Genomic DNA, 23,724 nt, shown 5'->3' on the forward strand with positions numbered 1-23,724 from the left:
TGAGCTAGTTTTGATTGAGGCCCCGTTGCCCTGAGGTGACGGGGCCACTGCGTGATTGGATACTGTGCTGCTATGAAGAAATGGTCATTCGGGGTGCTGGTCTTTTCGGGCCTTGTTTCTTTGGGGCTCCTTTTGGGTTCGCCCTCGATGTTATACGCCCTTGATTCGAATAACACTGACGAAGGTCCCGCATCTAACGTTGCTATTGCTTCTGTCGAGTCAGGCGTTGATGCTCAGCGCGAATCGACCTTCGCTGTCGAGCAGAACTCTCAGGTGGATAATGAGACCCCTTCCGAGGTTTCGAATCAAATTATTTGGCATCAGGGGTGGATATCACCCGAAGAAGGGGCTGGTTTTTGGCGTTGGGGCTTGTCCGACGGAACAATCGCTGTTTCTTCTTGGAGACATATAGACGGTAGCTGGTACTGGTTCGACGACGAAGGTCGAATGGCTCAGGATGGGTTGGTTCAAGTCGGGGGTGCGACGTATGCCTTCTCCTCTTCGGGCGCAATGCGTGTCGGCTGGTACCTAGATTCTACGGGCTCCACTTCTGCTTGGCGTTATTTCTCCGGTTCTGGCGCCATGGTAAAAGGCTGGCTTTCAGACGGCAGCAACTGGTATTGGCTGGATGATGAGGGCAAGATGGTCCACGATGCGATGCTGCAGATTGGGGGAGCCACGTATGGATTCTCTTCTTCTGGTGCAATGCTTATCGGATGGCATCTTGATGCTTCTGTCTGGCATTATTTTTCCGGCTCTGGCGCTCTGGTAAAGGGCTGGCTCTCGGATGGGGGTCGTTGGTACTGGCTTGATCCTGCAGACGGTTCTATGGCCACCGGGCTGAATGAATGCAATGGCACCTCTTATATCTTTAACAGTTCAGGGGCCATGCTATCCTCCCAGTGGGCACTTATTGACAACAACTGGTATTACGCTGACTCCAACGGCTTACTGCATGGAGGTTGGTTACTTCTAGGGAATTCTTGGTATTACCTGGATCCAGGAAGCCATATTATGCTCACGGGCTTTGTGCAAGTGGGCTCGTCCACCTATTTCCTTACGAGCTCAGGTGCCATGGCAACAGGCTGGGCACTTGCTGATGGTACTTGGTATTACGCCGCATCAAACGGAGCTATTCAACGAGGGCGATGGATAAAGTCCGGAAGCGCCTGGTATTACCTTGATGATGTATCCGGCGCAATGCGTACTGGTGAATTTGCGGTAGGAAGCAAGCGCTATTTTTCTTATGATTCCGGTGCAATGGCATCTTCGTGCTGGATCAACTTGAACGATGGTATGGCATGGGCGAATTCGTCTGGAGCACTGAGCGAGCCGTTGCCTACTTCATCTGATGGATCTCCTGTAGTCGCTGATCGTACTGACTCGTCTTCATTGCCAGGTGTGATTCATATTGGAGATGCGGTTTTCTATGCGGATGCGAATGGTGTCGTTAACGTGGCGTCTGGTTGGATTATGTCGAAAGACGCTTCTGACGAAAGTGGCAATACTTGGTACTACGCATCTTCCAATGGTGTCCTTAAGTCTGGTTGGCAATATGTCAACGGTGCGTGGTATTGGATGGACCCTTCCACATTCAAGATGAAAACTGGATGGCTTAATGACGGCGGTACGTGGTACTGGCTCCAGCCTTCGGGTGCCATGTTTGCTAACGGGTGGCTGAAAATCGATGGCGTTGACTATTACTTCAATGCAAGTGGTGCATGGTTGAATACGTCTGGTTCTGTTTTGGGGGTCAATAGGTCCAGCTTGGTCAATTGGCTTATGAGCCACGAAAACGACGGCTATTACCGTGGAACACGCTACGACACGCATCTCAGCCAGGAAACGTGCATGTACCCAAAGGGTGATCCGCGTTGGGACGGTTATACGGGCATGAATTGTGGTGGATTTGTATCGCATGCATATATGAAGGCGGGCGGGAATTTAGCTCCCATTGCCGCCGAGCAGAGCCATTCCCCTTGGAGTGGAGGTCCCGGAAGGGGCGGCTGCGTAAACGCTTATCGTTGGTACGGCTACGCTATCGATACGTGTGCGAACGTGACTTATTTCAACTCTATTGATGAGTTGTTACGTAGTGGTTTGGCTCGTAAGGGGGACATTGTGTTCTTCAATCCTTACAACCCATATGCGGACGATAGCCACATTGGCTTTTTCTGGGGCAATTCGCCGAGCGAAAATTTGTTCTGGCATAGTGATGGTTATGGAAATCGCATCTCCGGTTTGACCGCTTTGGGCCCATCGAAAGTAATACTGATTCGTTAGAATTCCGAGTTGTAGGGGACTCTCTGGGCCCCCTACCTTTTTGACATCTGGTTTGAAAGTTTATTTGAAGTCGGTATTCTTGGGGGCAAGAGGAGGGGGCAATGAGCCTGCGGGTTCAACCCTGCCGGTAAGTTCTTCTTTTCTTTGCAGCATTGCGCCCAACTATTTATTGTCCTAGATGGCATCTTGTCCAGTTGGATGTTCGGAAATCTTTCACAGCCATGCTGTAAGCTAAACGCAAACAAGAACGAATGACGAGGTTTACATGAGCAAACATCTTAAGTTTTTTTCGGCATTGTTGGTGCTGATGGTCCTTGCGCCCATTTCTGTGTTTGTTTTCCCCTCGAACGCGGAAGCTGCGCGGTCCCTAGTTGAGAATTCCTGGCGTTATGAGGATGGGCAATTGGTCGCAGAGGATGCTTCTTCCGAAGAAGATGGAATAGCCTTATTGTCCATGGACATTCTTCCCGATGGGGCTACGGCGCAGGGCATCGATGTCAGTGAGCATCAAGGACGTATTGACTGGAATGCTGTTAAGGCTTCTGGTATCGATTTCGCTATTCTGCGTGTTGGATTTGGCGCTCCATCTTGGGGCGGTCGAGTTGACTATCAATTTAATCGAAATATTTCTGAGTGCGAGCGACTCGGAATTCCCTACGGCGTCTATATCTATTCATATGCTTTTGATAATCAGCAGGCAGCCGATGAGGCATCAATGGTGATCAATTGCCTTTCTGGACATAATCCAAGATTGCCGGTGTATTACGATCTTGAGGATAACTCGATAATTGCAAATGGACGTCAAACCGGAATTGCATCGAGGGCGCAGGTTTTTTGTAATAGGATTTCTGCCGCAGGATATGAGCCTGGTATTTATGCAAATTTAAATTGGTTTAACAACATTTTGACTGACTCTGTATTTAAGAGTAGCTCTTGGGATCATTGGATTGCTCAATATAACTCGCAATGTGACTATACCGGCAATTACAGTTTTTGGCAGTATAAGAGCAACGGAAAAGTCCCTGGAATCAACGGCAACGTTGATATGAACTACGCGTATGTTGATGTCTCCCTTTATCATTGGCAACTAATTGACAGCACCTGGTATTATGCAGCCTCCAACGGCAAGGCGTATGCCGGATGGTTGTTTCAGAGCGGCACGTGGTACTGGCTCGAGCCCGACGCGGGCGGTGCCATGGCAACCGGCCTTCACGAGTGCAACGGCTCCCTGTACTGGTTCAATTCGTCCGGCGCCATGGCGACCGGGTGGGTCCTCGACGGCGGGACCTGGTACTACGCGACTGGCTCCGGCGTGCTGGCGCGCGGCCCCGTATCCGTCGGCGGCGTGCCCTACTGCTTCGACGCCCGGACGGGGGCCATGCTGACGGGCTACCAGACCGATGCGCAGGGCGTCCGCCGCTACTTCGGCAGCTGCGGCCCCCTTAACGGATGGGGCCTCGTCGACGGCTCCTGGTACTGGTTTGCGAACGGCATCGCCTCGACCGGCTGGCTTTACACCGGCGGCTCCTGGTACTGGCTCGACCCCGACGCGGGCGGCGCCATGGTGACGGGCCTTCACGCATGCAACGGCTCCGCATACTGGTTCAACTCCTCCGGCGCCATGGCGACCGGGTGGGTCCTCGACGGCGGGACCTGGTACTACGCGACTGGCTCCGGTGCCCTCGCCTCCGGCTGGCTCAACCTAAACGGTACGTGGTACTGGCTCGATCCCTCGACGCACGTCATGGCCACCGGGCTCCATGGGTGCAACGGCTCCATGTACTGGTTCAACGGCTCCGGCTCGATGGCGACCGGATGGGTCCTCGACGGCGGAACCTGGTACTACGCGACGGGCTCCGGCGCGCTGGCCTCCGGCTGGGCATATGTCGGCGGCGCCTGGTACTGGCTCGATCCCTCGACGCACGCTATGGTTACTGGTGTTCAGCAGATCGACGGGGCACAATACTCTTTTGCTAGTAATGGTGCTTGGCTCGGCTAGCAACTCTTCTTTAATTGCTTTTTTCTAATTACATATTGCTCTTAGCTATCCATTTGTAGACTATGTTTATGTAAAAATTGGTTACTACTGGGGGCTGACATGGCAAGGAAAAAGCGAATAACATTAATCCTAATCATTCTTTCAACTCTACTGCTCGCTGGGCCCGGTGTGGTTGATATCGCGAACGCAGAATCCATAAGCTCCTCCATCCCTACTGATTTTGAGCAGCAATCCGTCTCCTCGACTCTTAATTCTTCCGATTCAATCAATGATGGGTCTGCTCAAGAATCCGTTAAATGGAATCAGGGTTGGAATTCGTTTGACGGTAACTGGTTCTATGTGGATTCAGTTAATCCGGTCTCGCTGCATTCTGGCTGGCTCTATACCAATGGGGCCTGGTACTGGCTCGACCCCTCGACGCATGCCATGGCCATCGGGCTCCATGAGTGCAATGGCTCCGCGTACTGGTTTGACGCCTCCGGCGCGATGGCGACCGGGTGGGTGCTCGACGGCGGCACCTGGTACTACGCGACGGGCTCCGGCGCCCTCGCCTCCGGCTGGCTCAACCTAAACGGTACGTGGTACTGGCTTGACCCCTCGACGCACGCCATGGCTACCGGCTTTCACGAGTGCAACGGCTCACTGTACTGGTTTAATGCGTCCGGCGCGATGGCTACCGGATGGCTCCTCGACGGCGGTACCTGGTACTACGCGACGGGATCCGGCGCGCTGGCGCGCGGCCCCGTATCCGTCGGCGGCGTGCCCTACTGCTTCGACGCCCGGACGGGGGCCATGCTGACGGGCTACCAGACCGATGCGCAGGGCGTCCGCCGCTACTTCGGCAGCTGCGGCCCCCTTAACGGATGGGGCCTCGTCGACGGCTCCTGGTACTGGTTTGCGAACGGCATCGCCTCGACCGGCTGGCTTTACACCGGCGGCTCCTGGTACTGGCTCGACCCCGACGCGGGCGGCGCCATGGTGACGGGCCTTCACGTGTGCAACGACTCAGCGTACTGGTTCAGCGCCTCCGGCGCGATGGCGACCGGATGGGTGCTCGACGGCGGGACCTGGTACTACGCGACGGGCTCCGGTGCCCTCGCCTCCGGATGGCTCAGCCTAAACGGTGCATGGTACTGGCTCGACCCCTCGACGCATGCCATGACCACGGGCGTTCAAACTATCGGATCATGTGAATACATATTTAATAGTACCGGCAAGATGATGGCTAATTGCTGGTCAAACGGTGATGGGTCTTGGATGTATCATTCGTCATCCAGCGGCGCAATTGACCTTAAAGGCATAATGACCGATTCGGGAATCCAGCTGATTGACGATGACGGTAATGCCAGAACGGGCTGGATTGAGAGTCAGGGTTCTCGATATTATTGTTCTGCTAATGGGGTAATTCTGACTGGATGGCAGCAAATTGCTGGGTCTTGGTATTACTTTAACTCGGATGGTCGAATGGCGACCGGCTGGCTTAACGATGGCGGTAACTGGTACTGGCTAGATTCCGCTTCTGGCATAATGAAAACGGGATGGCTTTCCCGTGGGGGCACATGGTATTACCTTGATGCCGCACGTGGGGGAGTAATGTTGAGCAACGGTTGGTATTGGATCGGCTCTACTGACTACAAGTTCAGTTCATCCGGCGCAATGGTTGGCGCTTGGGTCGATGTCCCGTGCTATTCGCAGTACCCGGAACTTCCTACTGGCTGTGAGTCGGTTGCCCTTACAAACTTGCTTAACTACTATGGTTTCGGTTTAGGTAAGACGATTATTGCGGATTACTATTTGCCCAAGGGAAGTAATGGCAATTTTGTTACCGCTTTTGATGGCAATCCAAGGCGTAGCAGCGGGGGTCTCATGGGATGCGTCGCACCTGCGATTACTATTGCTGGTAATAACTTTCTGCGTGCTGCTGGAAGTGGCAAGCAGGCAAAAGACGTCTCTTTCTCGTCAATTTCTTCCATTAAGAACAGGCTGACCTGTGGTCAACCTGTTGAGATGTGGAATACCGAATGGGGAAGTTGGCCAGGAGGCCGTTATGCTGCGCGTTGGTATAACGGGCATTCCTATGGTCTGTGGGGCGGTAATCATGCCGTAGTCCTTAAAGGCTATGATGACGAGCAGGGAATTGTCTATCTTTCGGATTCGATTAACGGCAATGTTACGCGAAATGCCCAAGTGTTCTTCGGCACGTGGCAACAGATGGATAGCCAGGCCGTGGTAATTGAATAGCCATGATGCTAAAAGGGGAGAGCTCGACGAGCTCTCCCCTTTTGCTACATTGTTAATCTAGCTACGCCGTCTTCTTACGTCCAAATAGTTCGTCCCAGTTACTGGCTGCCAAAACTGTTCCGCATACAATTACAACGCAGCAGATTACGGATGCCATGTCGGGAATTGTTCCAAGCAAGATCAGGCCAAAGACCACTGACCATGCCGAATAGGAGATATTCAGAGCCATCGCACGCGCTGCTCCGATTGCCGCAATGCCCTTGTAATAGAACAGATAGGATGCAGTTCCTGCGAGTCCGGCGAGTGCAATAATCAATGTGGGCATGCTTGGGATAGCGCCCAACGTGAAATGCCATGCTCCGAAGAGGGGGAGTACAAGCACTCCATAAACAAGCGCACTTGTAGTTTCGCGGATTTGCAAAGCCGTTTCGTCATCAACGGCATCATCTTTCATTCCCCATGCGCACAGCACCGCTTCGGATCCCCATCCGATAACAGCAAGCACCGCGCCGAGTAAGCCGAGGGGGGCATTTGCAATCTCGCTCGATCCGGCCGATAGATAGCCCATCGTCATTACGCCGCAAAGAGCAACGAGAAGGGAAAGAATCTGTCCTTTGCCCATTTTCTCCTTCAGCAGCACGAAAGAAAGGAATGCTCCGACAGCGGGATAGAAGGCGGATATAATTGCCGTGTAGGCTGCTCCGATATTATTAATCGCCAATACGTATCCGGTCATTCCGATAGGTCCACCGAGCAGTGCGCCGGCGATGACGACCTTGCCCGAACGAGTTTTAAGTGCAGCGAGCGTGTCTTTTAATCTGCCTCGAACTCCCATGTACCCAAAGAGCCAGATCGCACAGAAGGCATCATGGAGAAAAGATCCCGCAATGGAGGCACATGCAAGCGCTTCCGCCGATCCAATATAGGGCGCGAGCGCCAAACCGATTCCAAGTATTACTGTATCAAGGCCCCAAAGAAGACCGCTAAAAAAGCCGAATTGCATCGTTACTCACCTTTTCGATAGATCTCCAGTGCCTTTTTAAGGTATTTGGCACTGTAATTGAAGTAGATATAGAGCCATTCGCCTACGAAGTCGCCTTCGGCTTCTTTCAGAAGAGACCAGAGGTACCAGCACCATCCTGCAAGGGCAATGTGCGCATAGTTATGTGCAACTTCGTTGTTTGTTGCCTTGCGCCCAAAATATGCATCAAGCGCGCGGTCGACTTCATCTTCGGAAAGCTCGCAGCAGACACTGCACGTTCCAAAATCGTTTGCATAATCGCTCATGCCAGCATATTCCCAGTCAATGAGATAGTACTTGTCGTTTTCATCGATAAGGAAATTGAGGTAAAAGAAGTCATTGTGACAAAGGCATTTTGGCGCATTGTCGGCCTGGACAAAGTGCTCCAATTCATCGATTTCGGCGGCCATTTCCCTGTAGCCTGGAATGTCGATAGGGCCTTTTTCCAAAAGAAGTGATTCGTAGCGCTTCGCTTCGAGGTAGAAGTCAAATTCGGTTTCGACATTTGCACCGCTCTCGTGAAGCGAACGACACATCTGCATCATTCGATTCATTTGGGCATCATCATGCGGATCAGGCTGCTTTGCGTTGGGTACAAACTTCGAAATTTTCCAACCGCGCTTTGGGTCCTCATGAATGAACGTGTCGTCAAGGCCGAGTTCCTTGGCCTTTTTAAGTGCGGCTACTTCTCCATTTCTGTTAATAAGCAGTTCGGTCCCGACTCCCGGATGGCGGTAAACGTACTCTCCGTCATTGGTTCTAAAGTGGCACGATAGATTCGTAAGACCTTGTTTAAGGGGATAAACGTCGTGAATCTCTGATTTGGAGCAGCCGAGCACTTGCTCGATGTTATCGAAAATATCGGAGTCAACGTTTTCGATAAAATGCGGATCAAAGGCACGCAGTTCATCAAGAGAATCGAATTCGTTGATCTCGCCCTCAGGATACTTTTTGATCACCATATCGAGCTCCTTGATGTGCTCGATATATAGATCTTCCCAAAGCTTGTCCGTTGTTTCGGGCTTGTTATATTCCGTTTCGAGAATCTGCTTAAATGCAAGCGAGAAGGCTTTATCAAAGTAGACATGTCCGAGCATATACCAAGCATCGGAACCGCCAATCATAACATTGGTGATTCTGTCCATTGCTCCGGTTTGAATGCACCATTCTTTGGTGGCGCCTTCAGCATATTGAGCAGAATAAAATGCTTTCCAAACGTATGCTTCAAACGGATTGTTTAGAAGGTAATCATCGCTTGAACAAATATAGGTGTTGCCAAGCCGCTCTTTTACGCACATAAGCGATGCGTGGTTATTTTTGGATGCATATTCGTTGTTGACGACAATCGAAACGCCGAACTTGCTTTCGAGATAGAAGAAATACTCTTTTTTATAGCCGACAACGACGGTGATATTGCTGATACCTGCGTCTTGCAGCTGCCTAATCTGACGTTCGATGAGAATCTCACCACGTACCTTTAAAAGGCCTTTGGGCTTTTCATACGAAATGGGAGCAAAGCGGCTCGAAAGCCCCGCAGCCAATATCACTGCGTTTTCAACCTTATAGGGGTGAAGTGCTTCGTAACCGTTGTCGGTTAGGCTGTCCGATTCGAGAAGGCCTTCATTCGTAAGCTCTTTATTTGCTGCGTTTACCGATCCAAGTGAGAGGCCAGTGCGCTCGGCAACTTCTCGCTGGCTGGCATATGGGTTCTTTAGGTATTCGTACAGAACAGTAAAGTTACGCTTGGTCAGTTCCACTGCAGGCCTCCAATTAAGATGTTCATTGCTTAGGGAAAGAATAGAATGATTGAACGTTATGTTCAATTTAATATATTTATCTACATAGACTGAACAGACAGTAACGAAAATCAATCCTGGAATGTGGATTAAAATAAATAAATGAGATATCTGGGAGGGTCGCTTATGTATCGATTCGAAAAGAAGGCCACGCTTGTTTGTGCTGCTGCGTCATTAATCACTGCTTGCTGCTTGCCCCTGAGTGCGAATGTCGCGCTTGCACAGGATTCCGTTGAGGCTCAGAGTATTGAGTCAAAAGCGGATTTTTCTTCTGTGGTTTCCGATGATTTGCAACCTGATAATTCTTCCGTCATAAAAGATGGCTGGCAACGAGACGAGTCGTCTGGAGTTTGGTATTACGGAAAAAACGGTAAACACCAAACTGGCTGGCTGCAAAGCGGGGGCTATTGGTATTGGCTTGATCCAGCCAATGATGGTGCAATGCAGACACGTTATTTCAATGTGACCGATGCTGGCGGATCGACTGCTTCGTTTTATGCGAATGACGGCAATGCCGCAACGCCTTTTGGCGCGCTATATCAGAACTGCTGGCTACGTAACTCAGATGGAAATTGGTTTTATGCCAATGCTGGAGGCGATTTAGCTGCTGGTTGGTTTTATCAAGACGGCACATGGTATTACCTGGATCCTGCCACCCATATAATGCAGGTTGGTTTTGTCGACCTCGGGAGCGGGAAATACTATTTAGATGCCACTGGTGCTATGAAAACCGGCTGGATTCTCGTTGACGGGAATTGGTACTGGGCTTATTCATCGGGTGCCCTTGCTTCGTCATGGCAAACGATAGGTGGGGCTCGCTATTATTTTGACCCACAGACGTTCATCATGTTTAAGGGTCGTCAAAAGATTGATGGAAGAACCTACATTTTTGGTGACTATGGCCTCGCAAATGGATGGTACAAAGACGGAGCAGATTGGTATTACTGCTCTAACGGTATTGCGGCCACTGGCTGGAAACTCGTTAACGGCGCTTGGTATTATCTCGACCCAGCCTCCGATGGTAAGATGTCCGTTGGGTATTTAGACCTTGGCAATGCAGCATATTATTTGAACCCCAATGGGGTTATGGCTGTTGGCTGGGCTCAGTCCGAGAACGGCTGGTATCTAGCCTCTCAATCTGGTGCGCTTATTTCTGACTGGTATAAAGAAGGCGCTAGCTGGTATTACCTGGACCCTGTTAGCCATCTAATGAAAACGGGCTTATTTGAGGTGAGCGGCAACGATTGTTTTGCAAACCAGAGCGGTAGGCTCGTGGTTTCAAGCTGGGTTACCGTTAATGATGGCGTTGAAAGATATGCCGATGATAATGGATATCTTTGCAAGGATGTGATTCGCGAAAACGGCGCTATTCTAAAAACCGCTGGAGCTGATGGTTGGCAGGTTGCGTCCGGCTGGGTTAATGTCGCAAATCTAACTGTAAGTGGTATTTGCTGTGTTCCCATGCTATCATTTTATTACAAATGATAGGAGGTATTCACATGAAACCCATTTTGAATATTGAAAATTTAACAAAAATCTATGGCAATGTGCCAAGTCAAACAAATGCACTGAATGGGATCACCCTCCAGGTGATGCCGGGAGAGTTTCTCGGCATTATGGGAAGCAGTGGTTCCGGTAAATCCACGCTTCTCAACTGTATTGCAACTGTGATTCAGCCCACCGGTGGAAGCATTCAGGTGGAGGGCGATACTCTGCAATCCCTCAGGGGAAAGGCTCTTGCAGAGTACCGTGGCAAAAAAGTTGGTTATCTATTCCAGAACTTTGAATTGCTGGACAACCTGACTGGCAGGGAAAACATCCTGCTCCCGACTTCCTTGCATGGGGTATCCGAAGCAGAAAGCAGCCAGCGGCTGAAGCAGTTGGCTGACTATCTGGAAATCACTGATGTTCTGGATAAGTTTCCGTCCAAGATGTCCGGCGGCCAGCGTCAGCGTGTTGCGGCAGCAAGGGCTCTGATCTTACATCCCCAAATGATCCTTGCCGATGAACCGACGGGTGCGCTGGATTCTAAGAACGCAAGAAGTCTTATGGAGAAGCTGTCCGGCCTGAATCGTGACGAACAAGCTACGATCCTGATGGTAACCCATGATTCCAATGCCGCCAGCTTCTGTAAGCGCATCCTGTTCATCCAGGATGGCGTGATCTTTCATGAGCTTCGGCGTGGAGACGAAAGCCAGCAGGAGTTCTACGGGCGCATCCTGAAGGTGATGGCGCAACTGGGAGGGGGCAGCGCAAATGTTCTCTAATCTCATTCTTCGGAACAGCCGCCGCAGCCGAAAGGAAAACGGTCTGTTTTTCAGCTCCCTGGTGATTTCTATTGTTGCCTTTTACATGATTCTTTCCATCTCCACTCAAGATGTGATGCTCTTTTTGCAGAAAATGGAGAGTGACGCAGTTGACAAACTCCTGCTTCTGATTCCTGCGTTTTATGGAATGACCCTCGGTATTCTGTTCTTTTTGATCTATTTTGCCTGCAAGTATCAGTTCGAGCGCAGACGGCATGAGCTTGGTGTTTATCTAATGTTGGGGATGCGTAGAAGTAAACTGTTTGGTATGCTTCTGGCGGAAGATTTCCTGACCAGTATTCTTGCCATGCTCATAGGCTTACCTGTGGCTGTGGTGCTTTCAGAAATTGTCAGTCTTGTCACCGCCAAGCTGGTAGGCATGGGGATCATCGGTCATCAGTTTTCTTTATCCTGGTCTGCAATTGAATGGACGCTGGCAGGATTTCTGGCAATTAAGCTGACGGCACTTCTGATTTTGAGTGGACGAATCAGCCGCCAGGAGATCGGTACTTTGCTATCCCAGCCAACGAACCGCCCCAAAAAGCAAATGCCATCTGTTATCTATGGACTGGCTGCTATATGCGGAAGTGTGATGTTGGCAGTGGCTTACTACATGGCGATTCAGGGAATTGCATGGACAAAGGTAAGTATGATGGGACTGACTTTGCTGTTGGGCATAGTTGGTACGATGCTGCTTTTCTATGGGATGCGTGCGCTGATTGCTTTGATTGTTAAGAAAGGAAAAGGAAATAAGCAGCTTCATGTATTTACCTTCCGGCAGATTCAGGAGAATGTTATTCATCAGTCAACCTCCATGGCCATCAGCTCCCTGCTGATTCTGGCGGCGCTGTGTTGTTTTGGTGCGGGCGTAGGAATTGCAGGAACGAATAGCCTGTCTTCTGGCCATGTAATCGACTATACTTTTGAAGATCATACTGCAGAAGATTCATCGCAGGTTCTTCCGAATATAAAGGCAGCCCTGAAAGAAAACGGTTTGGAAAATCAATTTTCAGAGCTTTTTGAAATGAGGGTTGGGCGTATTCGCACCACAGAAGATTATGATAATGCCTACAGCATGGACGCTGTTATGGACTCTCTTCGGAGCCTGCCCCAGTCGGAAGACCGGGATGTCCTTCTGAACAATCTTGGTTATGCCACATACCCATATTTGATTTGTTTATCGGACTATAATCGTTTGTTGGAATTGTCCGGCAAACCGGCTCTCCAATTAGGCGAAAAGGAGGCCGCTGTCTATATTGATACAGAGTTTACTACGGTAAGTCGTACCGCAATGCTGAACCAAGTATTGGCCGGACAGCCCAAGGTGGAACTGGATGGTAGTCCGATTCATCTTACAGGAGAGGTTCAGTCTGTGAATTTGGTCACGGACCGTTCTATAACCTTGTCCTTTGCATTGATTCTTCCGGATGAAGCATTCCTATATTATAGCCAGGGAATGTATGATACCTATGTCAATGCGGTGCTCAGTGAGCAGGCTCTGGATGGAAATAGCCTTATGACTGCATATTTGGATTTGAACGAGAAGCTGGACGAAACTGGCATTGAATATGAAAGCTATCTTCAGAATATAGGTCGTCAGCTTTTCTACACCATAGCATCCAGTTATATTACCCTCTATCTTGCGATTGTTTTCCTGGTAGTTGCCAACACCATCGTGGGTGTTCAGTTCCTGATGAGTCAGCAGAAAACCGGGCGCAGATACCAGACCCTGATCCGCCTGGGAGCTACTTACGAAACCCTTTGCCAGTCTGCTGGAAAGCAAATTACCTGGTTTATGGGACTTCCTGTATTGGTTGCGGCTGTCAGCAGTCTGTTTGGAGTCAGGGCGTTATTTACAGGGATACTCTCGTCCCGAACCCGTGGGACAGTGTCTGAAATGCTGCTTGTATCTGCTGCTATGATTTTACTACTTTGCGTGATAGAATATATTTATATGAGAGTGGTCAAGCGCTCCAGTGATCGGTATTTGCTGACACTGATGCAGCCGCAGAGAGAAGAATAATTTGGAAGGAGGTGCTGTCATGAAAAGAATTGCTGTTGTGGAAGATGAAGTCTATATGCGGGAAGAACTCTGCGATATGCTCCAAAAGGACGGCTATCTTGTGGAGGCAATTACCGAGTTTGAAGATGCCGCTCGGCTCCTGGCAGCCCTCCGCCCTGACCTTGTGATCTTAGACCTGAACTTGCCGGAGATCAGTGGCTTTCAAATCTGCCAGGAGCTAAAGAATAAAACTGCTATCCCCGTCCTGGTGCTGACTTCCAGAGATCAGGTAAAGGATGAACTGCAAGGTTTTACGCTGAGCCCGGAACGGGTGCCATTCATCTTGGATGGCTGCAGATTGACGGCGATTGGTATTGGCTTGATGCCAATTCTGGCGTGATGAAGACCGGATGGGTTTTTACTGGTGGTTCATGGTATTACCTAAACGCTGACGGAAAAATGGCAACTGGTTGGAAATGCCTGAATGGAACATGGTATTACCTTGAGTCCAATGGAAGCATGCATGTTGGCTGGCTTAAAGATTCGGGTAAGTGGTATTGGTTAGACGGCAGCGGCGCTATGGCAACGGGCGCAAGGACCATCGACGGTGTTCGCCGAATTTTCTGGAGCGATGGCCAGTGCGACAAAGTTGGCTGGCAAAATCCATCCCAGTATCCTCAGGTCAGTTCTTGGACTGTTCAGCTGCCTAGCTATTGCACCGGATACTTTACCTATGTGATCCCTTCTCGCATTTCTGTCGAAGCAACGCGGGAAGATTGCGTGAACGCCTTTATCCAGCGCGCCTATGAGTATATCGGTACGCAATATATTGAGCCTTGGTCTACCGCTCCCGGTGGAGCTGTTGATTGCTCTGGTTTTGTCTTGCAGTGCCTTTATGCTACTGGCATGGATATGGGTGTTTACAACCCTTATAACCATCGCTGGGATCCAAGCCAAACCTACAATTCCATGAATTGGTATCGAAGCAATATCTTTATGCCCGTGAGCACGAGCTCGATTCAACGCGGCGATGTGATTTATTACCGCGGTCATATTGCAATTGCACTTGGCGGCGGCTTGATGATTGATTCCTGGCCTCATCAAGGTGTCGGAATTCATCCTATTAGCGCAAGGGGAAATGTAATCGGCGCAGCTCGTCCGTTTATTTAATAGATTCCCTGCAAGACAGTCGGTACCGGTTGGGGGCTTGAAATGAATGCTCGGATTGATCATCGAATTTGCTGGCGAGTAATTGGCTTGATGCTATTTTCCGCCTTACTTTCAGTTACAGCCCCCGCATTTTCTTGCACTGCTTATGCCGTGGAAGAGGGGGCGGATAACGGTGTCGTAGAGCGCGACTCGACAGGAGGGCCGGGAGCATTGGTCGGTGGCGGTTGCTCTCAAGACTCCAGCGATTGTGCCGGCAAAACAACGGAAGATTCGAGCCTACAGGTTGTCGATAGCCATGACCCGTCGACTACAGAACAACTATCTGGATGGCAATGGAACGGTTTGTCCTGGTATTACTATCTAGATGGCTGTCGTTTGACCGGAATTCAGAATATTGACGACTTGCTGTACTACTTGGACCCCGCTCGTGACGGCGCAATGAGCTGCGGCTGGATTTTTACTGAAAATAAGTGGTATTACGCGGGTCCGTCAGGCGCTTTGGCAAGTGGCTGGCAGTTTATTGGAGACCAATGGTACTGGTTTGACTCCCTTAACAGCTGTTCTATGGCTACTGGTCGACGTGTTATTGATGGGCACCCTTATCTTCTTGGAACCTATGGACTGATTAATGGATGGTACCTTGATAACGGTTTATGGTATTGGGGTAGCAATGGTGAAGTCTTAACCGGCTGGCTTCAAACTGGCAATAACTGGTATTGGCTTGATCCCGCCAATGATGGTGTTATGTCTAGAGGAATCGTTTCTGTCGGTTCGTCTCGTTACTATTTATCGGATTCCGGCGCAATGACTGTTGGTTGGGCGTTTGATGGGACGGACTGGTATTACGCTGACGGTTCCGGCGCACTTGCATCGGGCTGGCGTTTGGTGAATGGCGTTTGGTATTGGCTCGATGTCGCAAATGACAATAGAATGGCTACCGGCTTTTATGTCATCGGATCCAACCGGTATCATTTTTCTTCAACGGGAGCGTTGTCACTTGGCTGGTTTATGAGCGATGGAGACTGGTATTACGCTGAGCCTTCTCAAGCGTCGGGCATTATAAAGACTGAATGGCTGAAGGACGGTGGTCAATACTATTATCTCGATCCTGCCGCCGACGGTAAAATGCTTCTTGGTCATTTTTCTGTAAATGGGAAAAGCTATTATGCAAAAGCTTCAGGCGCTGTTGCTTGTCGTGAATGGGTAGATGTCCAGGACTCGGTTCAGGATGAGCCATCTAAGGCTTTTGCTGGTTCTGATTGCTCATTGTGTGGAGCATTGCGTAATGGAAAACTGTTTACATCAAACGGCGATGGCGAATTGGTCGAAGCTCACGGGTTTGTGATGCTTGGAGGCTGTAAGTTCTATGCTGATTCAACCGATGGCTCCCCCTGCGCTGGATGGAAGAACGTTAACGGAAAATGGTACTTTTTTGATGAGACCGCTGGCTATGCACGATCTGGCTGGCTGTACAAGGATGGCTCCTGGTTCTATTTAGATCCGTCCACTTATGCTATGAAAACCGGTTGGGTTGCCGTTAACGGATCTTGGTATTACTTGAATTCGTCTGGTTATATGCAGACAGGATGGCTCAATCTGGGCGCCACCTGGTATTGGCTTGATGCTAGTGGAGCTATGGCTACTGGCTGGCGCGTTGTGGACGGATCCTGGAATTTCTTTATGGCTAACGGCGCGTGGGTGTCAGACTATATGGATGCTAAGGCTCAAAGTTATTCAAGCAATACAAATTGGCTGATACTTGTCGATACGTCACGTTGCGTTACGAGTATTTACACTGGATCCTGGAATAACTGGTCCTTAAACCGTCGATATGTATGTTCGACGGGAAAAGCTAGCACGCCTACGGTGATAGGGGAGTATCAAGTCTACGGTAAGGGATACTCCTTTGGGCATGGATATACTTGCTATTACTACACGCAGTTCTATGGTGATTACTTATTCCATTCCTCACCCTACTACGTCAACAGCAACCGCGTGATGGATCCCACGATGGGCGTTCCATCCTCTGCTGGATGCGTACGCCTTGAGATTCAGAATGCAAAATGGATTTACGATAACATTCCTTATGGAACAAAGGTTGTTACTTATTGATATTAGGCACTCGTTTTAAGAGACAGGGATAAATACTCTATTTTTAAAAGAGTTTCTTTTAACTGAGGGTGCTTTGATAATCTTTAAGCAATGAATTTGGGAGGATTTTTGGAAATAGAAATGGGAAATGATATTGGCGTATGCGTACTTCTCTCAGCTTATAAACCCGATCTTAAGTTTTTCGCGGAACAACTTGATTCGATTGATAAACAAACGTTTCCGCTTACGCTTCTAGTTAGAAATGACTGCCCTGAATCGGATTCATTAGAGCGGTTTATCCAAGCGCATATAACGAAAAACGCCTATCGGTATTATCACGGTGATAATAATCTCGGTTATGTCAAATCGTTCGAGGCGCTGCTCTCCTTGGCGGAAGGGGATTACGTAGTACTTTGCGATCAGGATGATATTTGGGAGCCTAATAGAGTTGAAGTTTCGCTCAACCATATGCTAGAAGAAGGCTCAATTCTAGATGTTTGTGATAGATCGGTAATTGACGAAAACGGAAATATTCTGGTAAAGAGTTATAGGAAAGCTCATCCTAATTCGCCGGAAGTAAATTGGTGCTCTGGAGAGGATATTACTGTACAGGCCGCAAGCGTATGTTACGGCATTGGTATGGCTCTCATGTTAGATGCGAGTGCGGCGAAGTCGATGATTCCCTTTCCGGAATCGACTGCACATGACTTGTGGTTGACATTGGGTTGCAGTGAACTGGGGAAGTGCAGCTTTACTATGACTCCTTTGGTTAAGTATCGTCGACATGGTGGTAACGAAACTGGATTCCTTGCAGGTGTTTCTTCAAAAGATGATTGGTATTCGACAAGAGTTAAAAACAGGGTTGATACTGCTAGGCGATTTGCCGATAGATTTCCCGATTCACCGCATCTAAAGGAAATATTGGGGTTCGCTGAAGCAAGGGAGCGGCGCTCCATAATTGGTTTACTTAAATACCGACGAGCTTGCCCGTCTATCGCTAAAGCAGATATCATTATACGTCTTATGCCGAATTGGCTGTTTATTTTGATTTTAAAAGAACTTAAAGCTGCGAGATAGCTCCGTATCCTCATTTCGACAGGTTTAGAAGGGCGCTTATATTTGTGAAGGCCACAGAGAAGACTCTTTCGATTAAACATAATATGTTCTGGAATACCGTCGGTTCGTTGACTAATTTAGGCTGTCAGTGGCTTATCACCATTTTGGTCGTTCGGCTGTCTGATGGATATAGTGCTGCAGGCATTTATTCGCTGGCTATGTCTATTTTCAACATGTTTTCTCAATTAGCCCAATACAGGATGTACACGGTGCAAATTGCAGATGTTGAAAGGAAAAACTCTGCTGGTGAATACCTGACTTTTCGTTTCTTTACTACTTTTATAGCGTTTGCAATGTTAGCCGTCTATTCCATTGCAACGTGTCGTATTGGTACGGTGCCCGCTATTCTTCTGTATGCTCTCTATAAAACCGCTGGCTTAGTCATTGATGTCATGCATGCTAATGATCAGGTTGGTCATAGGATGGACTATATTGGGAAATCCCTCATAATGCAGGGCATCGGCTCTCTCCTTTCATTCATTCTTGTCTTTGGATTTTTTAATAGCCTCGAAGGTGCACTGTTGCTTATGACGGTAGTGACAATAGGCATCGGAGTTATTTACGATTATCCAAGATCAAATCGGATTTCTGCAATCAAGCTTGGAATTAGCCGAGCGAAGGTCAGAGCCTTCCTATGTAGCTGTTTGCCCATCGTTCTGGGCGGCATTGCTGCTTCTGCGGCGCCGAATATTCCCAGGCAGTATTTATCTTATTCATTCGGAGATTCTGCTCTGGGTATTTATGCATCAGTTGCTGCACCTGTGGCAATTATCCAAATGGGTGCGACCTATATTTATAATCCTTTATTAGGTTATCTAGTAGAGCGTTACCATTCTAGAGAAAAGTCCTTTTTTTCGCTCATAGGTAAAATACTTGCTGGCATCTTTTTTGTCGGTGTCATATCTTCAGTTGCCCTTTTCTTTTTCGGTAAATTATTGCTGTCACTGTTTTATGGCGCTGGAATAGCTAAACATACCGATCTCCTTCAGCCTATGTTGGCTTGTGCCTTTTTGACTGGCATCGCTTGGTTTGTCAACGATTTGTTGGTTTCTCTTGATAATTACCGAGGGGTATTTGTTGGCAGCATGCTGTCCTTAATTAGTGCTGTCGCTGTTATGGCTCCTGCGCAAATGCTGTTTGGCTTAAATGGCCCTACTGTATCGGCGCTTATATCCAATGCCATTTGCCTTATTTATCAGTCTTCTGTTTTGGGGAAACAGACGCAACAATGGTTCGGGGAAAAGAGATAGGCCGATGATGTCTAAAGCTCACGCGCTATTAAAGCTTCAAAACACTGAATTGGATATCCTTCAGGTTGTCGCCGCATTCTGCTCTAAGCACGGCATCAGGTGGTGGCTTGACGGTGGAACATGTTTAGGAGCAATGCGTCATAGGGGGTTTATCCCTTGGGATGATGATATAGATATCGGAATGATGCGTTCAGATTATGACCGCTTTTGCTCTTTAGCCGAGGGTGGGTTACCGGAAGGATATTCGCTCCATACATCGCGGAATACTACTGGCTATGCTGCGATGTTTGCTAAGGTGTATCGCGATGGAACTCGCTTCGAGAATCAAGAGGCTCGAGAGGCTTCCAGTTCGATGGGCATTTTTGTCGACATCTTTCCATATGACCAGCTCTATACAGATAAACGCCTTCGTGCAAAGCAAGTCCGAACTGCATCAATTGCACAGAAAAGAGCCTATTTATATCATTCTTCTTCCATTGTTGTCCCTCATAAAGGGTTCCTTGGTCAACTCGAGCAAATTGGTTGTTCTGCTATGCACGTGGTGGAACAACTGGTTTCTCGAGGCGCATGCTCTTACCAGGATTTGTTCGATTCCTGTATTGCCGACTCAAATACGGGTGAGGTCTCTGATTACTGTCTGACGTTAAGCTGGCCGAATATGGCGCCAGTGCCTATTTCAGAGATTTTCCCTCTGAGCAGTGCGGTTTTCGAAGGCAGTGAATTCCCTGTTCCTCGTATGACGGATAAATATCTTACAACGATGTATGGCGATTGGAAAAAAATACCGTCACCGGATAATCGACATACCCATCTTCCGCTCTTGCTCGACTTTGGAGATGGGGAAGTCTGGACGGCACAGAATTAAGGATATGACATCTATATCAGATGAGGTTATGTGATGAGCTCCTCTATTTGTATTTTCACTCACCATTATCACCCGCAACTTAGTGGAATTGGTAATTTTGTCGATGGTCTCGCTCACGCCTTGACTGCACGCGGCGATAGGGTGGTTATCGTTACTAATGATTCGATGCGCGTGGGAGTCGGTCATTCAGTCGAAAACGGCCTGGAGGTAATTCGTCTTCCTTGCATTCCGTTACTTGATGGAAGACTTCCTCTTCCCAAAAAAACCAGTGATTATTACCGACTCCTGCAAACCCTTGATGATTATGAGTGGAATGGTGTTCTGATAAACACGAGACTTTTCCCTCTCTCGCTCGAAGGGCTGAAGTTTGCTGCGGATCATAGTGCTAAGGCTGTTGTTCTCGACCACGGCTCAGCGTATCTCTCTTTCAATCAGCCATTTCTTGATTATTTTGTTCGCCGATATGAAGATTGGATTACTGATCGCGTAAAGTCGTTTGAACCTGATTTCTATGGGATTTCTTCTAAAAGTGTTGAATGGCTTCAGCACTTTAATATCACTGCAAAAGGCGTAATTTCAAACTCAATCAATGCCTCATTCTATAGGAGTATTTCTTCGGGGAGAGATTTCCGATCTGAATTAGGTATCCCTCAGTCATCTTTGGTTGTAGCTTTTGTCGGGCGGCTTATTCCTGAAAAGGGAATTTATTCAATTATTGAGGCGGCTCGCACAAAAGATATTACCAAGCGTGATATTTGTTTTGTTCTTGCAGGGGATGGTCCGCTGGCTAATGAGGTCAAGGAAGCTTGTTCGTCTAACTTGTTTTGGCTTGGGAGATGTAACACAGAGGATATTTCCTCCTTACTTCAGCAAGCAGATGTGCTTTGTCTTCCAACTCGTTCCGAAGGCTTTTCAACGGTACTTCTTGAAGCTTCAGCCTGCGGAACGCCTGCAGTGGTAACAGACGTGGGCGGGGCACGCGAGCTTATCTTAGATGATAGCTACGGCACAATAATTCGGTCCATGGCATCTGATGAGGTGGTTTCGGCATTATGCAGGCTTTTTGATGATCGAAAGCTGCTTTCTCTTCAGTCTCGAAACTCTAGGGCGCTTGTTGAAAATCGATATAACTGGGATGCCACTGCTATGGATGTCGAGAAGGCGTTTTGTATTTGCTAAGTGATACTTGGCTGGCTTTTGTTCGGATGAAGTTGATAATCAAGGGCTTTTGTTCGGCTTTTGCGTGAAGTTGGATATAAGTGCCGATTTTGGTATTGTCGATTCCTCCTATTTCATGAATATTTGCTCGCTTGAGCACCGCTGAATATCAAGAAGCACGCCGCTGTTATTGCGCCTGGCTTTGGGGCCGACATGGGTCTCGGCGCCTATTTATTGCTAGCGTCCGGCGTCGCGTCGCTGCTGCATGTTGGCCTCGCCTGTATCAACCCAGACCGCGTTTCCTTAAGCTAGTGCCAAAGATTAAGGCTATCGTTGGGATGGGGGGGATAGTTGGAGCAGTTTTGTCCGATTAGAATGGCGTCGAAGTCTTATGCACCGCGCAATTGGGCGAGAGCCGCAGCGGATTTGTATCTCGCGATGGCAGATGGGGGCTCCAGGTGAACGTCAGCTGTATGCCAGCCGTGCAAACTAAATATCCAAGCTTGAGATGTAACTTCGCGATGGTTAGTCCGGATGCTGTAAACTTTATTCATTACTAGACAGTGCGTTGGACTGTAAGGGCCGCATTTTCTTCGAGCGTCGCTAAGGGCCAACTATTATTTGGAATGGATGAAACTCGATTGTCATTTGCTTTAACAAAAGATTCAAAAGGATATCCGCGTGTTCTGGTAATTATTCCCGCTTATAACGAGCAGGAATGCATTCTCAATACCGTTGCTTCTATTAAGGCTGCTGGATATGACTATGTCGTAATTAACGACGGCTCACAGGATGGGACACTTAGGCTTTGTCGAGAGCATGATGTCAACATATTGGATCTCCCACAGAACCTTGGTATCGGTGGGGCGGTCCAGGCGGGGCATAAGTATGCTCAGAGATTTGGTTATGATATTGACATTCAGGTTGACGGCGATGGCCAACATGATCCTTCTTATATACCTGAGCTTGTTAAGCTGATTGAGGGTGGGGCGAGTCTGGCGATAGGCTCTCGATTCTTGGTCGAGACCGACGGTTTCCAATCAACCTTTATGCGTCGTGTTGGAATCAGGTGGCTCTCTTTTTTGCTTAAGTTGCTTACAGGTAAGGCGGTCACCGATCCCACTTCTGGCTTTAGAGCCTGCAATAAAGACGCCATCGACTTATTCTGCAAGAGCTATCCTGATGATTATCCGGAGCCGGAATCGATAGCTTTGGCTATGAAGCTTGGTCTCCCCGTTATGGAGGCACCTGTAAAGATGAATGAGCGCCAGGGCGGGCGTTCATCCATTGGGGTTCTCTCTTCCGTCTACTACATGATTAAAGTTACGCTTGCTATTGTCCTTGTGTGTTGGATCCATAGGGGAGACCAATAATGAATTTTTTTCTAAGGATTGGGGCAGCCATCTTTTTTGGTGGGTTCCTCGTTTATGTTCTTCGACTCGTATCCAAAGGAAAGATGCTTCTTAAGTATTCTTTGCTTTGGATTTTAATGTGCATGGCGGCCTTGCTTTGTGATTTATTCCCTCAGCTTATTTTTTATTGCTCCACGGCTATTGGGTTTGTTAACCCGGCCAATTTCCTCTTCCTGGGTGCAATTGTGTTGTTGCTTGCAATCTCTCTATCCCTTAGCGTTGCGGTGAGCCGTCATGTTTTGGCAATCAAAAGCCTTACACAAAGGATTGCCTTGCTCGAAAAAGAGCTTGAGAATCGGTTGGATTATTATGACTGAGCTTGATACAATTATTTGATTCAGTTTACTTTTAGTTCTTCAATGTTGCTAGTTGAGGAAAGTGGAAATCTGCCTTATACAAACGTTGCTTATACCCCTTGCTGAGGTCTGGATCGGTACCAAATCCGATGATTCTCATCGCGGGTTGCCATTTGCTTGTCAATGGAGGCGATATCCCTGCTCCGGCTGTAATGTTGTTTCAGCTGTTATGTCGTGGTCGAATAGTTTTGTATTAATAATGTAGAACAGATAATAGAATCAGCCGGAGGACTCCATTACAGAAGAGCGTAATTCCATTATCGAGCCATTTGGGTTAATTTCGATGTGGTGTGTAGTTACGCATCATTTTGTAATGCATAATGCAGATGATGTATCGGTTTTTGCTAGCCCTTTAACCCGTTAAATTTATTAGGACGATATCACTGGTCTGATGGCTGAACTACTACCACACTACCGCTACGCCCCAGTGGGGCTGGGTTTTAAATACGCCTTTGGAATGATATTGCTTTGGCTATCTTGCGGAAAACAATCTCGAAGAAGAGTGGGCTCCTTGACGTAGGTCGCGTCGAGCCAGACGTAGGGCACTGGCGAGCCCTCGAGCGGCCTTCCGTACAGATCCTCGATGCCTGGTCCAGGCTCGAGTGTTGATGTTCACTAAGAAGTGGTCCGAGTGATCACTGGGAAATAAGCACCGTGA

General features: G+C 48.5%; 17 protein-coding genes and 1 pseudogene. 16 read left to right on the forward strand and 2 right to left on the reverse strand.

Going from position 1 to position 23,724, the window contains the following annotated elements:
* Positions 1-72 precede the first annotated feature (72 nt).
* The 4 genes and pseudogenes from LK493_RS01530 to LK493_RS01545 all read left to right on the forward strand — a co-directional run bounded on the left by LK493_RS01530 (position 73) and on the right by LK493_RS01545 (position 6,523).
* Positions 73-2,283 carry an N-acetylmuramoyl-L-alanine amidase family protein gene (locus LK493_RS01530; protein ID WP_117786532.1) on the forward strand — a complete coding sequence of 737 codons (2,211 nt, stop codon included), beginning with the start codon at positions 73-75 and terminating at the stop codon, positions 2,281-2,283.
* Positions 2,284-2,737: 454 nt separating this feature from the next.
* A pseudogene (locus LK493_RS10320) lies at positions 2,738-3,301 on the forward strand (glycoside hydrolase family 25 protein); the annotation flags it as partial.
* Between the two features lie 27 nt (positions 3,302-3,328).
* Positions 3,329-4,282 carry a hypothetical protein gene (locus LK493_RS01540; RefSeq protein ID WP_227789888.1) on the forward strand — a complete coding sequence of 318 codons (954 nt, stop codon included), beginning with the start codon at positions 3,329-3,331 and terminating at the stop codon, positions 4,280-4,282.
* A gap of 99 nt (positions 4,283-4,381) precedes the next feature.
* A complete protein-coding gene (locus LK493_RS01545; protein ID WP_227789879.1) occupies positions 4,382-6,523 on the forward strand; it encodes a C39 family peptidase in 2,142 nt (713 codons plus the stop codon).
* Between the two features lie 61 nt (positions 6,524-6,584).
* Here LK493_RS01545 and LK493_RS01550 read toward each other — a convergent pair whose 3' ends face one another.
* Both LK493_RS01550 and LK493_RS01555 read right to left on the reverse strand, forming a co-directional pair.
* On the reverse strand, positions 6,585-7,526 hold the full coding sequence (locus tag LK493_RS01550) for a DMT family transporter (protein WP_117798349.1): 942 nt from the start codon (positions 7,524-7,526) through the stop codon (positions 6,585-6,587).
* A 2-nt stretch (positions 7,527-7,528) separates the two neighbouring features.
* Positions 7,529-9,301 carry a phosphotransferase gene (locus LK493_RS01555; RefSeq protein ID WP_227789880.1) on the reverse strand — a complete coding sequence of 591 codons (1,773 nt, stop codon included), beginning with the start codon at positions 9,299-9,301 and terminating at the stop codon, positions 7,529-7,531.
* Positions 9,302-9,466: 165 nt separating this feature from the next.
* Here LK493_RS01555 and LK493_RS01560 point away from each other — a divergent pair, with 165 nt between their 5' ends.
* The 12 genes from LK493_RS01560 (at position 9,467) to LK493_RS01615 (ending at position 23,027) form a co-directional block, all read left to right on the forward strand.
* Positions 9,467-10,825 carry a hypothetical protein gene (locus LK493_RS01560; protein WP_227789881.1) on the forward strand — a complete coding sequence of 453 codons (1,359 nt, stop codon included), beginning with the start codon at positions 9,467-9,469 and terminating at the stop codon, positions 10,823-10,825.
* A 14-nt stretch (positions 10,826-10,839) separates the two neighbouring features.
* The gene (locus tag LK493_RS01565; RefSeq protein WP_110442442.1) at positions 10,840-11,607 is read left to right on the forward strand and encodes an ABC transporter ATP-binding protein; all 768 of its coding nucleotides are present in this window, start codon (positions 10,840-10,842) and stop codon (positions 11,605-11,607) included.
* Entirely contained in the window at positions 11,597-13,669 is a 2,073-nt protein-coding gene (locus LK493_RS01570; RefSeq protein ID WP_227069889.1) for an FtsX-like permease family protein, read from the forward strand. The genes LK493_RS01565 and LK493_RS01570 overlap by 11 nt, the downstream gene beginning before the upstream one ends.
* A gap of 19 nt (positions 13,670-13,688) precedes the next feature.
* Positions 13,689-14,048 carry a response regulator transcription factor gene (locus tag LK493_RS01575; protein ID WP_227789882.1) on the forward strand — a complete coding sequence of 120 codons (360 nt, stop codon included), beginning with the start codon at positions 13,689-13,691 and terminating at the stop codon, positions 14,046-14,048.
* Positions 14,006-14,818 carry an NlpC/P60 family protein gene (locus tag LK493_RS01580; RefSeq protein WP_227789889.1) on the forward strand — a complete coding sequence of 271 codons (813 nt, stop codon included), beginning with the start codon at positions 14,006-14,008 and terminating at the stop codon, positions 14,816-14,818. Before LK493_RS01575 ends, LK493_RS01580 begins: the two co-directional genes overlap by 43 nt.
* Before the next feature lie 42 nt (positions 14,819-14,860).
* A complete protein-coding gene (locus tag LK493_RS01585; RefSeq protein WP_117655880.1) occupies positions 14,861-16,930 on the forward strand; it encodes a L,D-transpeptidase family protein in 2,070 nt (689 codons plus the stop codon).
* 108 nt (positions 16,931-17,038) lie between these two features.
* Complete coding sequence (locus LK493_RS01590) at positions 17,039-17,986, forward strand: glycosyltransferase (protein WP_158554631.1); 948 nt, start codon at positions 17,039-17,041, stop codon at positions 17,984-17,986.
* Positions 17,987-18,030: 44 nt separating this feature from the next.
* The gene (locus tag LK493_RS01595) at positions 18,031-19,275 is read left to right on the forward strand and encodes an MATE family efflux transporter (protein WP_147326478.1); all 1,245 of its coding nucleotides are present in this window, start codon (positions 18,031-18,033) and stop codon (positions 19,273-19,275) included.
* Positions 19,276-19,279: 4 nt separating this feature from the next.
* Positions 19,280-20,140 (forward strand): LicD family protein, encoded by an 861-nt coding sequence (locus tag LK493_RS01600; RefSeq protein ID WP_158558654.1) that lies wholly within the window; start codon positions 19,280-19,282, stop codon positions 20,138-20,140.
* Between the two features lie 33 nt (positions 20,141-20,173).
* The gene (locus LK493_RS01605; protein ID WP_084591857.1) at positions 20,174-21,319 is read left to right on the forward strand and encodes a glycosyltransferase family 4 protein; all 1,146 of its coding nucleotides are present in this window, start codon (positions 20,174-20,176) and stop codon (positions 21,317-21,319) included.
* A gap of 605 nt (positions 21,320-21,924) precedes the next feature.
* Positions 21,925-22,671 carry a glycosyltransferase family 2 protein gene (locus tag LK493_RS01610; RefSeq protein WP_117840741.1) on the forward strand — a complete coding sequence of 249 codons (747 nt, stop codon included), beginning with the start codon at positions 21,925-21,927 and terminating at the stop codon, positions 22,669-22,671.
* Positions 22,671-23,027 (forward strand): DUF2304 domain-containing protein, encoded by a 357-nt coding sequence (locus LK493_RS01615; RefSeq protein ID WP_117840743.1) that lies wholly within the window; start codon positions 22,671-22,673, stop codon positions 23,025-23,027. The genes LK493_RS01610 and LK493_RS01615 overlap by 1 nt, the downstream gene beginning before the upstream one ends.
* Positions 23,028-23,724: the final 697 nt, after the last annotated feature.

The organism is Collinsella aerofaciens, assembly GCF_020709435.1.
In the GTDB taxonomy this organism is placed as follows: Bacteria; Actinomycetota; Coriobacteriia; order Coriobacteriales; family Coriobacteriaceae; genus Collinsella; species Collinsella aerofaciens_AU.